This window comes from Candidatus Pristimantibacillus lignocellulolyticus (assembly GCA_023639215.1).
Taxonomy (GTDB): domain Bacteria; phylum Bacillota; class Bacilli; order Paenibacillales; family Paenibacillaceae; genus Pristimantibacillus; species Pristimantibacillus lignocellulolyticus.
The window spans coordinates 5,036,668-5,052,545 of the sequence record CP097899.1; the positions used below are offsets into that span (position 1 = coordinate 5,036,668).

Annotated in this window: 14 protein-coding genes; 6 read left to right on the forward strand and 8 right to left on the reverse strand. The window is 37.5% G+C overall.

What is annotated here, in order from left to right; translation table 11 throughout:
- Nucleotides 1-325: 325 nt before the first annotated feature.
- From NAG76_22010 to NAG76_22025, 4 genes are read right to left on the reverse strand one after another with little or no spacing between them, the layout of a single operon-like run.
- The gene (locus NAG76_22010) at nucleotides 326-1,393 is read right to left on the reverse strand and encodes an LLM class flavin-dependent oxidoreductase (protein URN94461.1); all 1,068 of its coding nucleotides are present in this window, start codon (nucleotides 1,391-1,393) and stop codon (nucleotides 326-328) included.
- A gap of 26 nt (nucleotides 1,394-1,419) precedes the next feature.
- Nucleotides 1,420-2,511: an ABC transporter substrate-binding protein gene (locus NAG76_22015; GenBank protein URN94462.1), complete on the reverse strand. Its 1,092-nt coding sequence runs from the start codon at nucleotides 2,509-2,511 to the stop codon at nucleotides 1,420-1,422.
- A 45-nt stretch (nucleotides 2,512-2,556) separates the two neighbouring features.
- Nucleotides 2,557-3,402: an ABC transporter permease gene (locus NAG76_22020; protein URN94463.1), complete on the reverse strand. Its 846-nt coding sequence runs from the start codon at nucleotides 3,400-3,402 to the stop codon at nucleotides 2,557-2,559.
- A 52-nt stretch (nucleotides 3,403-3,454) separates the two neighbouring features.
- A complete protein-coding gene (locus NAG76_22025; protein ID URN94464.1) occupies nucleotides 3,455-4,228 on the reverse strand; it encodes an ABC transporter ATP-binding protein in 774 nt (257 codons plus the stop codon).
- 376 nt (nucleotides 4,229-4,604) lie between these two features.
- Here NAG76_22025 and NAG76_22030 point away from each other — a divergent pair, with 376 nt between their 5' ends.
- The 6 genes from NAG76_22030 (at nucleotide 4,605) to nagZ (ending at nucleotide 10,827) form a co-directional block, all read left to right on the forward strand.
- Nucleotides 4,605-5,384, forward strand: coding sequence for an alpha/beta hydrolase (locus NAG76_22030; GenBank protein ID URN94465.1), 780 nt, complete (start codon nucleotides 4,605-4,607; stop codon nucleotides 5,382-5,384).
- Nucleotides 5,385-5,486: 102 nt separating this feature from the next.
- The gene (locus tag NAG76_22035; GenBank protein ID URN94466.1) at nucleotides 5,487-6,473 is read left to right on the forward strand and encodes an aldo/keto reductase; all 987 of its coding nucleotides are present in this window, start codon (nucleotides 5,487-5,489) and stop codon (nucleotides 6,471-6,473) included.
- A gap of 155 nt (nucleotides 6,474-6,628) precedes the next feature.
- Nucleotides 6,629-6,838: an alpha/beta-type small acid-soluble spore protein gene (locus NAG76_22040; protein ID URN94467.1), complete on the forward strand. Its 210-nt coding sequence runs from the start codon at nucleotides 6,629-6,631 to the stop codon at nucleotides 6,836-6,838.
- Nucleotides 6,839-6,999: 161 nt separating this feature from the next.
- Nucleotides 7,000-8,190, forward strand: coding sequence for a trans-2-enoyl-CoA reductase family protein (locus NAG76_22045; GenBank protein URN94468.1), 1,191 nt, complete (start codon nucleotides 7,000-7,002; stop codon nucleotides 8,188-8,190).
- Between the two features lie 149 nt (nucleotides 8,191-8,339).
- Nucleotides 8,340-9,275: a ribose-phosphate pyrophosphokinase gene (locus NAG76_22050; GenBank protein URN94469.1), complete on the forward strand. Its 936-nt coding sequence runs from the start codon at nucleotides 8,340-8,342 to the stop codon at nucleotides 9,273-9,275.
- A 307-nt stretch (nucleotides 9,276-9,582) separates the two neighbouring features.
- A complete protein-coding gene (gene nagZ / locus NAG76_22055) occupies nucleotides 9,583-10,827 on the forward strand; it encodes a beta-N-acetylhexosaminidase (protein URN94470.1) in 1,245 nt (414 codons plus the stop codon).
- 253 nt (nucleotides 10,828-11,080) lie between these two features.
- Here the strand turns inward: nagZ and NAG76_22060 are convergent, their stop codons facing one another.
- The 4 genes from NAG76_22060 to NAG76_22075 form a co-directional block, all read right to left on the reverse strand.
- The gene (locus NAG76_22060) at nucleotides 11,081-12,829 is read right to left on the reverse strand and encodes a hypothetical protein (GenBank protein ID URN94471.1); all 1,749 of its coding nucleotides are present in this window, start codon (nucleotides 12,827-12,829) and stop codon (nucleotides 11,081-11,083) included.
- 79 nt (nucleotides 12,830-12,908) lie between these two features.
- Nucleotides 12,909-13,589 carry a PspA/IM30 family protein gene (locus NAG76_22065; GenBank protein ID URN94472.1) on the reverse strand — a complete coding sequence of 227 codons (681 nt, stop codon included), beginning with the start codon at nucleotides 13,587-13,589 and terminating at the stop codon, nucleotides 12,909-12,911.
- A gap of 103 nt (nucleotides 13,590-13,692) precedes the next feature.
- Complete coding sequence (locus NAG76_22070) at nucleotides 13,693-14,568, reverse strand: ROK family protein (protein URN94473.1); 876 nt, start codon at nucleotides 14,566-14,568, stop codon at nucleotides 13,693-13,695.
- A gap of 261 nt (nucleotides 14,569-14,829) precedes the next feature.
- Nucleotides 14,830-15,561: a CPBP family glutamic-type intramembrane protease gene (locus NAG76_22075; protein URN94474.1), complete on the reverse strand. Its 732-nt coding sequence runs from the start codon at nucleotides 15,559-15,561 to the stop codon at nucleotides 14,830-14,832.
- Nucleotides 15,562-15,878: the final 317 nt, after the last annotated feature.

A 15,878-nucleotide genomic window follows, 5' to 3' on the forward strand; every position in this document is an offset into this window, starting at 1 on the left:
TTCCGCTTTTCCATAATGACTGTCCTTCCGCTGCTTCCACGCTCACTGATCAGTGAGCCTTGTGGAAGTTGGTAAGTGGGTAAAAGATAAACAAAGAAGGCAAGTATGAGCACACCTATGGGTGCTTGTACTTGCCTTCTTTGTACTACTTGCTTTATTTCACTTCGGCTACTCCGTAGCGGAGAAAACTAATCACTAGTGGAAAAGCGATAGCGGTCGTTTTTGTCCTCGGATTTATACTACTATTACCATTACAATAAATCCGAGGACAACGGCGATTGGAACAGCGATTAGTTTTCGGAGCGGTCTCCTATTGAGGCAGCCATTAATTTTCGCGGCGTATACGCGGTAAGATTTGCTCGCCAAAAATGGTTAGGTCTTCTACGTAGTCAGGGAATGTTAGCATCATACCGTCGATATGCGTAATATCCAATATTTCTTGAATACGCTTCGTAATCGTATCAACACTTCCGTGAATCGTTTCGGTCATAAATGCACTCTTTGCACGTGCAACCATTGAATTCTCTCGACCATCTGGATCAAGTCCATAACTGCGAAGCATCCCTTTAATAGCACCTGTGTCAGCACCCTCTTGGTACAGCTTCATTCGTTGTTCAGCAGCTTCATCTGTTTCACCAGGAACAATCGTAAACATAGCATACGTCTTAATCGTTTTGTTGCGATCCGCAGCCATTTGCTTAGCTCGCTTACTAACAGATGCTAATTCGTCCAGATCTCGTCCACCGATAAAGCTTGCATCTCCTTCATCAATCGTGAAGCTTAAACCTCTCTCGGATTGCCCAGCACAAATAATTTCCGGACGTGGCTGCTGAACTGGCTTAGGAAGTGACTCACAATTGTCCATTGTGAAATATTGCCCTTTGTGTGTAACAACATCTTCGCTCCATAGTCGCTTAACCACATGCATCCACTCTTTTGCAAGATCATAGCGCTCACTATGTCCAAGTTCTTCTGGCCACATCCCCATCTGCCGGAATTCATTAGCATACGAGCCAGATACTACATTCATTCCAACACGACCATTACTAATCTGATCTAGAGTCGCGAACATTTTAGCTGCAACAGCAGGATTGAATAATAAGGTGTGCACCGTTGCATATATTTTCACTCTAGAGGTAGCTTCAGCAAGACCAGCCATCATCGTCATAGACTCTAATGAAGTTCCCCAGTGATTCGTCGAACCGCCGTATCCCTTCCATTTAGCCATAGACATAATAAAATCCAGTCCAAGCTCATCTGCTATTTTGGCTGCTTTTCGATTAATATCATAACAACCATTAAGCGTTGGTGTTGTTTCAGAAATAATCCAGCCTCCGTTAGTTATCGGAAGAAACACACCAAAGTCAATATGTCGATCGCTTATCTTTGTCATATTCACACACCCCTTATCATTGGTCATTATTGTGGCCAAATAAGTTCTGTACCTTTATAGATTGCATCGATATATGAATTATTCATAACTTCATCAACTGTTAATTGCTTCGCTATAACTTTAGCATCAAACAGCATCTTAATTTCCCGATTCCATTGTTCATCGGTTTGCCATCCTATTCCATGCGCTGTATCTTTAGCTTTCTCTAACAATTCACTTTCAACTTTCCAGCGATTCGTTTCAGTTGGAATATCATAGACAGAATCTGAACGTGCAGCTAACACTGCAATTGATTCATCTATATTAGCAATAGCATATTCATGTGCCTTAGCAACTGCTCGTAAAAAATCTTCCACCGTTGCTGGATTCGCAGCTGCAAATTCATTATTAACAGCTAGTACACCAAATGATGTTTCTGCACCGAATTCACCTGGATCAATGACACGAACGTCATGTCCGAGCAATTCCATTTGATAGGGTTCGTTCGATTTGTATACCGTTAACGCATCGATCTGACCTGATGCAAGAATCGTTGGATCATAACCAACAGAGACACCCTTCACATCAGAAGCATCCATACCATTATATTGTAACATTGCAATTAAATTAGCAGGTAATGCCCCGTGATAACCAATTGTTTTCCCTTTCAGATCAGCAGGTTTATAAATACCAGAATCATTCATGACAAGTAAAGCACTCGTACCTTCCGCTCCAAACGTAGCGATTCCACTAATACCAGCACCATTCGAAACAGCTTGAATCACTTGACTAGGTGTTCCCGAACTAGCAATTTGTGCTTTATTTGCTGCTAGAAACTTCATTCCCTCGGCATCAAGCCCCGGAATAATTTTCACATTTAACCCTAACTCATCAAAATATCCTAATTCATCAGCTAAAACTACTTCAATATCAGGAGGGGATGCAGCGTAATAAAATCCTGTGATGTACGTTATCTCGCCTACTGCTTCATTTAGAGCTTTACGTTCTTCTGCAGTAAGCTCAACATTCGTATTAGCATTATTGTTCTGATCTGTACGATTAGTATTATTACCACCATCACTACAAGCTGCCATAAATAGCAGTAATGAAAGTGCCAGTATAGTCATTGATTGCTTCATGATCTCTTAACCTCCAACTTTTCATTTATTATCGATATATGCAACCTATTTCCAATCGTTTGCTGAGACATGCCAATATAGTACTTTCTTCTCAATATATCTAACAATATTCGTAAGTGTAATTCCCATAATCGCTAACATAAAAATAGCAGCAAACATACGATTCGTCTGCATATAATTACTTGCCATCATAATAACATTGCCAAGTCCTTCTGTTGCACCGCTCCACTCACCAACAACAGCACCCATTACACTTAAACTTACACAAGTTTTTGCAGCGCTAAACAGATACGGTAAACTATTTGGAAATCTTAGCTTCATGAAAATTTCTAATTTACTCGCATGTAAAGAACGCATATATTCATAATGATTTTCATCAATCGAACGAAATCCCATAATGGAATTAACAAGCATCGGGAAAAATGTAATGATCGCTGCAATTAATACTTTGGGTAGTGTACCGAAGCCAAACCATAAAATAAATAACGGTGCAATAGCCATGATCGGTGTCACATTCGCAAGTACCGCAATTGGTAACAATGTACGTTCAAGCACAGATGAATGAGCCATTAACACCCCCATTATGATAGCTATACTCATTCCCAGTAGAAATCCTAACACTGCTTCCTGTAAAGTAATCCATGCATGCGAAATATAGAAACTGAATGAACTAACAAACTCTTGGATAACCGATGAGGGTGCTGGTAGTGTAATCGGATTAATATCGAACATCATCGTACATAATTCCCATATTATAAATAAGCCAACAAAAGCGGCTAGTGAAGGCCAATATGCCGAACTTACATATTTCTTTTTGAATCTTTTAGCAAATGGTTTTTTTGGAACGTTCACGTCCAAAGGAGCTTTTGCTTTCTCATTAAAATTACTCACAATAGATGTGCACTTCCTTTCAACGTACCCCGACTTGTCATGTAAAGCACGACTATTGCCACTCATCACGTAAATACCCTCTAATTTCGCTCATGTATTGATGGAATTGTGCACTTTCCTCAATGTCAGCGGATCTAGGTCTTGGCAAGTCGATATCAATGATTTTCGTTATTTTCCCTGGACGTGCACTCATAACAACAACTTTATCAGAAAGCAGTACTGCTTCTCTAATATTATGTGTAACGAAGACGACCGTTTTTTGGTGAGACTCCCATATGTCCAGAAGCTGATAACTTATTTTTTCGCGTGTAATTTCATCCAGCGCTGAGAATGGCTCATCCATTAATAGAATCGGAGCACCAGATCCAAATGCTCTAGCAATACCAACACGTTGTTGCATACCGCCAGATAATTCTTTTGCATAGGAATGTGCAAAATCACCAAGTCCTACTGATCTAAGTAATTCCATCGGATCTTCTCGCTTAGCAGATACTTGAACCGCTTTTTTGTTAACTTCAAAAGGAAGATTCATATTTTCGAGTACTGTTCGCCACGGGAATAGTGCAGGTGACTGTGGAACAAAACCAAACTGCTTTTGTTTTTGAGCTTCCTTAGGTGATAACCCACCAATAGTAACTTCACCCTCATCACCTTTTACAAGTCCACCAATCATTCGCAATAAGGTTGATTTCCCACAGCCACTTGGACCGATTAAGCTAACAAATTTTCTTTTCTCAATATGTAAATCTATATGCTGAAGAGCTTTCGTAGTCTGCTCTCTTTGTCGAAAGGTTTTACTTACATTTTTCAATTCTATATAAGACAATTACAATCACCACACTTACAATATATTCGATAAATTAATAAAAATAATTAACAGTCACTATCTTATCATGTATTACTAACAAAAAGAAAGTGCCTAAAAGTGAGTTTTCATTATTATGCCATAATACCGATAAAATTGATAGGGATTAATAGATCATCATAGGGGTGATTTTACTCATTAAAATATAGTATTGCAATAATAGATGTGCAGTACTCGTCGTATGTAATGAAATTTAGCAATTAGGAGGCGATGACGAAGTGTAACTTAAAAGTAAGCTATAATTTACTAATATGTACCATTATTAACGTAATCATAGGAGTCATATATATTATAATTAGTAATGCATAAAATGCATAAAAGACAGGAGGCTACTCTTTTGACAATCCACTATGAAGAATATGGGGTTAATAATGCACCATTGATGTTGTTTTTACATGGTGGTGGTGTAAGTAACTGGATGTGGGATGAGCAAATACACTATTTCCGTAATTACCATGTCGTGGTACCCGATTTACCTGAGCAAGGATTAAGTGCTAATGTGGGGAAATTTTCAATCGAGTATAGTGCAGAACAACTTAATAAGTTGATTATAGAAAAAGGTACTGGTAAAAAAGTAATCGTCATCGGTTTCTCCCTAGGTGCTCAAATAGCCATTCAGATGTTAAGCATGCAGCCTCAACTGATTGATTACGCCATTATTAATAGTGCCTTAGTCAGACCTAGTCCATTAGCAAAATTGTTAATAAAGCCTACTATTAGATTAACATATCCACTTGTTAGAAACAGATCTTTTGCACGTCTTCAAGCAAAAACTTTATATGTACATCATAATTATTTTGAAAAATATTATCGTGAAAGTTGTCAAATGAAATTAGAAACATTAGTTAGAATTTTAGAAGAAAATATGTCTTTCGCTATACCTGATCAATTTCAATTAGCAACGACAAAAATATTAGTTACTGTTGGCGCAAAAGAAAATTTCATGATGAAAAAGTCTGCCGTTGATCTCGTTCACAACAACATTAACTGTCGTGGCCTCATTATTGCTAATGTAGGTCATGGACTTCCATTAGCTAATTCTACATACTTTAATCAAATGGTTGAAGACTGGATTCGAGAAGAAAAATTACCTCAGAATTGCAAAGTGATACAGTAATAAACGTTATCATTAATTGACTATTAATTATTAAAACAACTATTTCTTCTAGATTTTGTTATAATTAAAGTGGAATATAATAGAAGATAGGAGCGATTCATTGTGAAACAAATGCCATTCGTACAACGAGGAATTACTTCAAGTCGCCTTGCTATTGGCTGTATGGGTTTTGGGGGCTCTTGGGACGCTTCAGAACCTTATACTACTGAACATGTAAAACAGTTTGAAGCTGTGGTAGATGCAGCACTTTCCATCGAAATTAACTTCTTTGATCATGCAGATATATATACAAGTGGAAAAGCGGAACGAATCTTCGGTCACATATTGAATAACAAACCTTCCTTACGAGATTCACTTATTATCCAATCTAAATGCGGCATACAACTTGCAGATGGCATATTGCCAGGTCGATATAATTTTTCTAAAAATCATCTATTAAGCTCCGTTGATGGAATTTTGAATCGACTATCCACTGAATATATCGATATACTGCTCCTACATCGTCCTGACCCATTACTTGAACCAGAAGAAATTGCTGAAGCTTTACATATGTTGAAGTCTTCTGGTAAGGTGAAATATTTCGGTGTTTCCAATATGCATACAGGTCAAATCCGTTATATAAAACAAGCACTTGCTGATGACCTCATCGTTAATCAACTTCATCTTAGCCTTCAGCAACATGATTTTATCGATCAAGGTTTGCTCGTTAATCGTAGTGAAGGAGCAAACACTAATTTTGAGCAGGGATTAATGGAATACATGCAACTTGAAAATATGCAAATTCAGGCTTGGGGTCCGCTTGCACAAGGTAGATATACTGGTGCTAGTAGGCAAAATACTACTGAAGCAGAGTTGCTCACAACAGGGCTAATTAGCAAACTAGCAAATGAAAAAGAAACAACGAAAGAGGCTATTTTACTCGGTTGGCTTATGAAACATCCTGCGATGATTCAACCGATTCTTGGGACAACCAATCCCGAGCGCATTTTAGCTTGTCAAGACGCTGAGCGACAAGCATCCTTAATGACGCGTGATGAGTGGTGGACACTATACACAACAGCCAACGGATCCCATACCCCTTCCTTATAAGGTAGTTCAAAAAGTGGACTTTCATAACGATGACTAGCTTCATAGCTTAATCGACATCGAATACACCCTTTCCGAATGTTTTCCAAATTAAAAGGAAAATGATGCATAATGTTTCTATTAGAATCTCATACTAACTTCGAAAGGAGTTGATAAGTATGAGTTCAAGAGGCAGACTTATTGTCCCTGAGGCAAAATATGCGATTGATCAGATGAAATTCGAAATTGCACAAGAGCTTGGCATTCAGTTGCCCCAAGACGGTTATTACGGCAGCATGACAACTCGTGACATCGGATCAATTGGCGGCTACATAACAAAACGACTAGTCGCTCTAGGTCAACAACAACTATCATCAAAACGTTTCTAGCATACCAAATTACCGTTAAGGCTGCCTCAAGTGCTTAATATATAAGCGAAAAGAGGTAGCCTATTTACTTTGCACTTCCATTTATTCATATTTATCGTTAAAATAGATTAATGTAAGCAAGATATTCATAGAGAATATAAGAAAGAAAGGAATATCTAAATATGATTATTCAACCAAAATCAAGAGGTTTTATTTGTACGACAGCTCATCCACAAGGTTGTGCAAGTCAAGTTCAAGATCAAATTAATTATGTGAAATCACACCCACAGCTTAGCGGTCCGAAAAATGTTCTAGTAGTCGGAGCTTCAACTGGTTACGGTCTTGCTTCTCGCATCGTCTCAGCATTTGGTGCAAATGCAAATACAATCGGCGTATACTTCGATAAAGCTGCTGAAGGTGCTCGTACTGCAACAGCAGGTTGGTACAATTCTGCTGCTTTTGAAACTGCAGCTGCTGAAGCTGGCTTAAAGTCTTATAGTATTGTTGGCGATGCATTCTCGAATGAGATCAAAGCAAAAACAATCGATCTAATCAAATCAGAATTAGGTAAAATTGATCTTGTAGTATACAGCGTAGCATCTCCACGTCGTGTGCATCCAGATACAGGAGAAGTATTCTCCTCTGTGATTAAGCCACTTGGCGAAGTATATACTAACAAAACAGTTAACTTCCACACTGGAGAAGTTACAGAAGTAGCTATCGAACCTGCAACTGAAGATGAATTACGTCAAACAATTGCAGTAATGGGTGGCGAAGACTGGCAAATGTGGATTGACGCATTGCAAGCTGCTGATGCACTTACTGCTGATGCAACGACTGTTGCTTATAACTATATCGGCCCTTCCATTACACACGCTGTGTATCGTGATGGTACGATCGGTGCTGCGAAGAACCATCTTCTAGAAACAGCTCACAACCTGAATGATCAATTGAAAGCAACTGGTGGTCGTGCATTTATTTCTGTAAATAAAGCACTTGTAACACAATCAAGCTCTGCGATTCCAGTTGTTCCATTGTACATATCTGCTCTTTACAAATTAATGAAAGAGCAAGGTACTCATGAAGGTTGTATCGAACAGATTTATCGTCTATTTACAGAAAGACTATACGTTGACGGTGTTACACCAGTTGATAAAGACGGTCAAATACGTATTGATGATCTTGAGATGAACCCTGAACTTCAAGCTGAAGTAGCTAAAATCTGGGAAGCTCTAACAACAGAAAATGTATACGATTTAACTGATCTTCAAGGTTATCGTGATGAGTTCTTCGGACTATTCGGTTTCGGAGCAGAAGGCATTGACTATGAGTTAGATACAGAGCCAAACGTTGACATTCACAACTTAAAGTAATAAAACGAGATGGTCATGAAGATTTATTTCTTCATGACTATTTTATTTCCCAACTAAGATTGGTTTTCATTTGTGAATACATCATTATTTTGATATGATAAGATTGCTAATTATAGTTGCTACGTGACACACATATTTTGGAGGATATTATGGCTCAAATTAAAATTTTTTCCGGTTCATCTAACCGTCCACTAGCGCAAGCGATTTGTGATCAATTGCAAGTCCCAATGGGTCAAGCGAACATCTCGCGCCTACAAAGTGGAGAAATTCATGTATCTTACGAGGAGACTCTTCGTAACCACGATGTTTTTCTTGTACAAGCGTTATCACATCCTGTTAACGAATATCTAGTTGAATTACTTGTTATGATTGATGCCGCAAAACGTGCGTCTGCAAATTCAATCAACATCGTTATGCCTTATTACGGATATGCACGTCAAGAACGTAAGAGTCGTCCGCGTGAACCTATTTCTGCAAAAATGGTTGCTGACGTTATTACTACGGTTGGTGCGAATCGTATTATTACCGTTGATCTGCACGCTGATCCGATTCAAGGATTCTTCGATATCACAGTCGATCACCTCACGGCGCTAGATATTATTATTAAATATATACGCGAGAAAAATATCGTGAACCCTGTAGTCGTATCCCCAGATGCTGGGCGTGCTACTGTTGCAGAAAAACTAGCTGGTCTCATTGATTGTCCGTTTGCAATTATGATTAAAAACCGTCCTGCTCATAACAAATCTGAGATTACGCATATTATCGGAGAAGTTGAAGGTATGACGCCAATCATTATTGAGGACTTAATCGATACAGGTAGTACGATTGTAAACGTCGTTGAAGCTTTGAAGAAGAAAGGCGCTAACGATGCGTACATCTGTGCTACTCATGGTTTATTCTCTGAAAATGCAGTACAGAAACTAGATCACCCGAATATTGAAGAAATTATCATTACTGATACGATTCTGTTAGATGATAATATTCCTGATAAATTTGTTACACTATCTATTGCTCCACTTATTTCTTCAGCAATTAAAATTATTACTGAGGGTGGCTCGATAGCTACACTATTCAAATCTTAATAAATGAAACGAGCCGTCTAGGATCATAACTTGATCTTAAACGGCTCGTTTTTTTAGTTGATACATCACACTGTATTATGCAAGATTGAACCAATCTACCATCTAGCTCCATGAACTCATCAAGATGCTCACTAAGGAACAAATATTCTGTATCCCGCCTCCACCGATCGTTCCAGTCATTCCCTCTCTCCTTCTTGATTAATATTGTGTATACTAATCAATAAGAGTAATATGATAGATAACACTTCATCTAGATTACACTATAATTCGCATTCATTATATCAAATAACTAGTGAGGTAAAATGTATTGAAACAAAAGAAAATAACAATAATTACAATATTAATGCTTGTCCTCATTATTGCAGCTTTCTACTTTATATTTTCCGTTCAACATAGTAAGGAAACGATCTCTTTACAACCAAGTGAACTTGCACAAAGTACTATTACACCATCCAGTAACGATAGTCAATCAACGATAGTCACAACTCCTAGTCTAGAGCCTATACCTACAACTACACCCAATATAATTACTCCAAACGTTGACAATAACGAAGAAGTAGAACAATTGCTACAGACTCTTTCCACAGCTCAAAAGATCGGACAATTGCTAATTATCGGAGTCGAGGATAAACAGTTAACTTCTGCACATCAGAAATTAATACAAGATCAATATATTGGCTCCATCATTCTTTTCAAACGTAATATTAAAAATGAAAAACAACTAACAAACTTTATCGCACAGCTAAAACAACAGAATGTGTACACAGACATTCCACTGTGGATCACAATCGACCAAGAAGGTGGAAATGTCAATCGATTACCTGAAAAATTCCCTTCTGCATCAACTTTAGCCGAGCATCATGATCCCACATTAACTTATGATTCTGCTGCTACAATGGGAGAGACATTAGCTAGATACGGGATTGATGTTGATTTTGCCCCTGTATTAGATATTAATAGTAATCCAAAAAATCCTGTAATAGGTGATCGAGCATTCGGTACTACACCACTGGAAACAGCAGAGCAGGCCGTCGCTATGATGAAAGGATTACAATCTTATGTTATTACCGTAGGCAAGCACTTCCCAGGTCATGGTGATACAAGTGAAGATTCACATAAGACGATGCCTACTGTCAACAAATCATGGGAAGAACTGCAACAACTAGAATTAATACCTTTCTACGCTGCTATTGAACAAAAAATCGATGCACTAATGATTGGTCATCTTTATTTCCCTCAACTTGATAGCGAATATCCAGCATCATTATCGAAAGAAATTATTACACATAGATTACGCGAAGAAATGGGTTTCACAGGTCTAGCAATATCGGATGATATGGTTATGGGTGGAATAACAGAGCAGTACAACATAGGTGATGCCGCTGTTATCGCTCTACAAGCAGGTATCGATATGCTTATCGTAGGTCATGAGCCCACGTTGCAACAAGAAGTCATAACAGCGATTACGACGGCTGTAGAGAACGGTATTATTTCAGAGCAGTTATTAGACGATCATGTGCGGAGAATATTAACAGCTAAGCTAGATCAATAACCAACAACCTAATAAAGGTCGTACGCATACCAACAGCCCAAGGTAGGTTATCCTTGGAGCTGTTGGTTTTTATATCTCTCTTCCAATGAATGTTCGTCTCATATTCGATGTCGAATAAGGAATAAGCAACGGCGCTACTCTTCACTATCAATGTTTTCTTTTTGAACTTGAACTACCTCTATTTGAATTTACTGCTGCCTCCAAGGCCACCGTTGTTATTGCCACCTATGAACATTCGAAGCATCATTTCTGCCTATAGTCTTTCTTCTTCTGCTCTTTCTCTTGCCATTTTGTTGTCTACAGCCTGCTTTACAAGATTTTCAAATTCATTGACTTTTTGAGTAGCATCTCTTAATTGCTCATTGGCATGATATAGATTACGAGGTGTTAAAGAAACGGCATTTTCTAAAATTTGAATGCTGCTACTCGCAGCACATTCCGTCTCATGAATGCCAGGATAACTATATACAACATGCGACTGTGCAGTTGAACGCAATTGAACGATCGATTTTTTTAACTGACCACAAGTCGTCAAGTACTCTCTCACTCGCTGTTCTGATCGCTCATGGATATGAAGTAATTGCGCACTGCTATCTTGAATCGCCTGTAATAATGAATTTGCTTCTTGTAATATGTTATCAGATTCCAAATAACGTTGAACTTCAAATGAATTGTAGTTCTCTGCTTTATCCATTTGCTCTTTCAGCATCTCTACATTCCGTTGCAATTCGGTAAGTTGTTCAGCAGCATTTCTCCAATGAATTTCATGGAATTGTAGTTGCAAAGCATTAATTTGTTTTGTTATTTCAGTATGGTGATCTTTTTCATATTGAATCATAGCTAACTTAAACTGATTCAATACTTGTTGGTTACGATTTCTTGCATCTATCGATTGCTTTACTTCAGCTAAAGAGGTTGTTAACCAGTTATTGATTCGTTGTATCCCATCACGAACAATGATCATATCACCAATATTCAATGCCTTCTTCATCGATGCTAATTGACCATTCATCGAGTCAAAAAATTTGTAAGGTGAAATCTCATCAAGCTTTAGTCGTTCTTGATGTACTAGTTCATCAATCTTTAGTTTTGTTTCATTAATTTTATTTGGTAACTTCGATACTTCACTTACTAACGACGTGTACTCATTAATATCGCTACACCAAGTAGTGATTTGAGATCCATATTGATCTAATTGAACTTTCGCTTCTACGGGATTGAAAGCAAGTAATGCCGCACACTGATCAATCATTTTCTGAATATCCAATTGTTTCTCAGATAACTTAATTAAAGTCATTTCATTATTTTTATTCATCGTTTCGAAATTTTGCTTCGCTTGATTAAAGCTCAATTGATAATCTTGTAACACTTTTGTAGCTATCGAAATTTCATTGTTATAGGAATGAAATACATCCTCAAGTCTATTTGCCAATTGTAGTTGTTGTTTCACTTGATACATTAATTCCTTCAAATGAACAACATGTTTCGAACTTATCCATCTCGGTATTGGCTTTAAACTTCGTAACTGCTCCGGGTAGGTCGTTGCACGTTGCAATAATGTGTACAGCTCATTTTCGGATGCCTCAATAATTGCTTTAGAATGACCTTGACTGAATTTAAGAGCAGTCGTTAAACCATCCTCAAGTTCATGAACTTTACCAAGCACCGTTTCTAATTCATCTGTAAGATTGTCTACATCCTCATTGTATCTTCTGCGCTTACGCGATTGAACCATAAATATAATCACTATTGCTACAACAATTATAAGCCCGAAGATTAATGCTATCCCTTGTGCACTTGTTGTATTAACTAATAAAACCAATCGGAATGATTCTGCCTGTATTTGTGATTCCAATAATGTAATCTCGCTTGATGATAGCGAGCTCGTTTCATCGTAAATGTACTGATCTGTAGCTGAGCTTGCACCTATCTGTGTCGTTAGTGAAAACTGAAGAAGTACGATACATATCCCTGCAACGAGCATCATTGTCCATTTATTCATTTTCATTCCTCCGAAAAGAAAAAGCCAAGTTAATTAACCTGGCTTTTTCAGCTTATACCAATATTATGCTATGAATTGATTATTTATTTGCATCAAGTTCAGCTTTAAGTGCAGCTAACTCATCGTCTACAGCAGTAGTACGAGCATCTTTCAACACTTCAGCAAATTTATCGTCTAAAGATTTGTCTTCGTTAGCAAGTTCATACGCTGCGTCTGCCTCATCATGCATTCTTTTAATCTTTTCTTCCATACGATTAAATGTAGCACCGACGTCATTAGTGCCTACACCAGACATCGTTTGATTAATTTTTTGTTGAGTTTTTGCTGCTTCAGCTTGTGCGATCAAAGTATTACGTTGATCTTTCATCTCTGTTACACGAGATTTCAATTCAGTTAATTGCGTACGAAGTTTATCAGCTGTTGATTTGGCACGATCATAACTTTCTTGAAGTTGATCACGCTTCTCAACTTGTTTCTTCTTATCTAGCAGTGCTTCTCGAGCTAGATCTTCATTGTTCGCTGCAAGTGCTTGACGAGCTTGTGCATCACGACGAGCAACAAGTTCCTCAGCTCCTGAAAGTTCACGTTGGAACCTCTTTTCAACAGCCATTTGAGATGTAACTGCAGCTGTTACTTTCTCTACATCTTCATCAAGTTCACGAAGCACCTGATCAATAATTTTTACCGGATCTTCAATTTTATCAATGGCTGCATTTACATTTGCTTTACCAATGCGGAATAATCTATCAAATATACTCATCTAGAACTTCCTCCTTCGGATTAACACGATAATAGTTATACGCAATAATTGCATAGTCGTTTCATATTGTGTTAAATCTCATCATTACATATATACGCTAATATTAATCAAGTGCTAGTAATCCGATTGCGATAGCTCCACATAAACCAGCATTATCACCTAATCCTGGAGCAACTACATATTGATCAATATTTTCCAATATCATCGGGTCTTGAACATATCCATTCAAGTTTTGTTGTAATTGCTCACGAATAAGAGGGAAAAGTTGTTCTTGGTGCATCACACCACCACCTAATATAATCTTTTCAGGCGAAAGCAATAATACAGTTGATGTAAGTGCTTGAGCAATATAGTATGCTTCTATCTTCCAAGCTTCATGATCAACTGATAATTCAGAACCTTTCACACCATAACGACGTTCAATTGCCGGACCTGCTGCTACACCTTCAAGACAATCTTTATGATACGGACAAGAACCTTCATATGTATCATCAGGATGTCGCTTAACCGGAATATGTCCCGCTTCAGGATGTAGAAGTCCATGGATAAGTCGACCTTCAGCATATACACCTACGCCAACTCCTGTCCCTATCGTGTAATAGACGCAACTCTTCATGCCTTTGGCACTTCCCCAAGTAGCTTCTGCAAGTGCAGCGCCATTCACATCAGTATCAAACCCAATCGGAACGTTGATCGTTTTTCTTAATTCCGCCAATATATTGAAATTCCCCCAACCAGGCTTAGGAGTCGTTGTTATAAAACCATATGTTTCACTTGCTTTGTTTACATCAATAGGGCCAAAAGTTCCTACACCTAATGCATCCAATTGTTCATTAGCGAAAAATTCTTTAATTTTCTCCATTGCTATAATTGGTGTTTCCGTAGGGAAACTAATTTTCCGTTCGATATGACCAAGCTCATTACCAATACCACAGATAATTTTTGTGCCACCAGCTTCAATCGCTCCAATTCTCAACAATAAGACCTCCTAAAACTTTTTATTGGATACTTGATATACTTCACTGCAAATAAAAAGTAGCTACGAAAGCATAAACAAAAACTTTTTATTGGATACTTGAAATACTTCACTGCATAAAAAGTATCTACGCTACGAAAGCGTACACCTTAACATATTATTAACTACTTGAGAAACAAATAAAATCCATTAACCTATCTACGATAATGATAGATTAGTTAATGGATTTTGTATACTATCTTAAATTCCCCTTAATGAATACAATTAAATGAATAAGTACCAACAAATAATTGCGAGCGCATTAGCTAGCGTTGAAGCCAGAATACCGTAGCGATAACGTAAGAAAGAGCAAACTATGCCTATATATATACTCTGCATTGAAGCTAATAAATAGTGTTCTTTTAATAAGATCAGTATCAAAAGGTGCAGCAAACTATATATTGCCGTAGTAATAAAGGCTGACATAAAAGGAGAATACAACCGATCTAAATATCCTTGTAAATATCCTCTAAATATTAGTTCCTCAATAGCCTTTCCTACTAAAATAAACAAAATAATTGATATTAAAAGAGTTACATTCCCATCAAACGGAACTTCTCCAAATGTGTGTAGATTTAATAATAAGACAGGTATTATAAGTATGATCGCACCAATTGAACCGTACATAACAGATTTAAATATACTCGAACCAGCCCAGATGACATATCGATTCAACTTTACTTGAAATAAGATACATCCTACAACGATCAGTAATCCAATAAGGCTTAATGTGAATAGTATCCATCCATCAGAAGTAAATTCAATGTCTAGTCTCCGATGCTCACCTTGTAGCCACCATAATTGCTTGTACAGAAACATAATCTCTATAATAACAAAGCTAGCAATGAAAATAACTATTTTCCAAACTATTTTCTTATGTGCCACCATCATATATAAGAGAAGCATCACAAGAAGAACAGGAAATAAGATCCACAACAATTCCAGTAATAACTCCATTATTGCACATCCTTTAGCAGAATAGAGGCTTTACCTCTTTACAAACTATCTAAAGTATATAGCAATTGCAATATTTTGTTAATAACTTTCTGTCAATGCATCTAAGTGACGATAATAAATACCCAAGATAGTTCTATAATACTAACTTGGGTATTTATTTAATCTATTCAAAGTTCAATTAATTTACTGAGCATTTAAAGTGCTTTTTTATGAACTCGATGTAGAAGTTGATTCACCTTCTACACTGGTAAAATCCGATCGCAAACTTATCTCTGTCCCACGAGTACTGCCAGATTGACCACCCGGAGTCATCATTT

Coding starts and splice junctions, on each gene's coding strand:
- NAG76_22010 (URN94461.1), bottom strand. CDS start 1,393: ATGACAAAGATAAGCGATCGACATATTGACTTTGGTGTGTTTCTTCCG.
- NAG76_22015 (URN94462.1), bottom strand. CDS start 2,511: ATGAAGCAATCAATGACTATACTGGCACTTTCATTACTGCTATTTATG.
- NAG76_22040 (URN94467.1), top strand. CDS start 6,629: ATGAGTTCAAGAGGCAGACTTATTGTCCCTGAGGCAAAATATGCGATT.
- NAG76_22045 (URN94468.1), top strand. CDS start 7,000: ATGATTATTCAACCAAAATCAAGAGGTTTTATTTGTACGACAGCTCAT.
- NAG76_22050 (URN94469.1), top strand. CDS start 8,340: ATGGCTCAAATTAAAATTTTTTCCGGTTCATCTAACCGTCCACTAGCG.
- NAG76_22060 (URN94471.1), bottom strand. CDS start 12,829: ATGAATAAATGGACAATGATGCTCGTTGCAGGGATATGTATCGTACTT.
- NAG76_22065 (URN94472.1), bottom strand. CDS start 13,589: ATGAGTATATTTGATAGATTATTCCGCATTGGTAAAGCAAATGTAAAT.
- NAG76_22075 (URN94474.1), bottom strand. CDS start 15,561: ATGGAGTTATTACTGGAATTGTTGTGGATCTTATTTCCTGTTCTTCTT.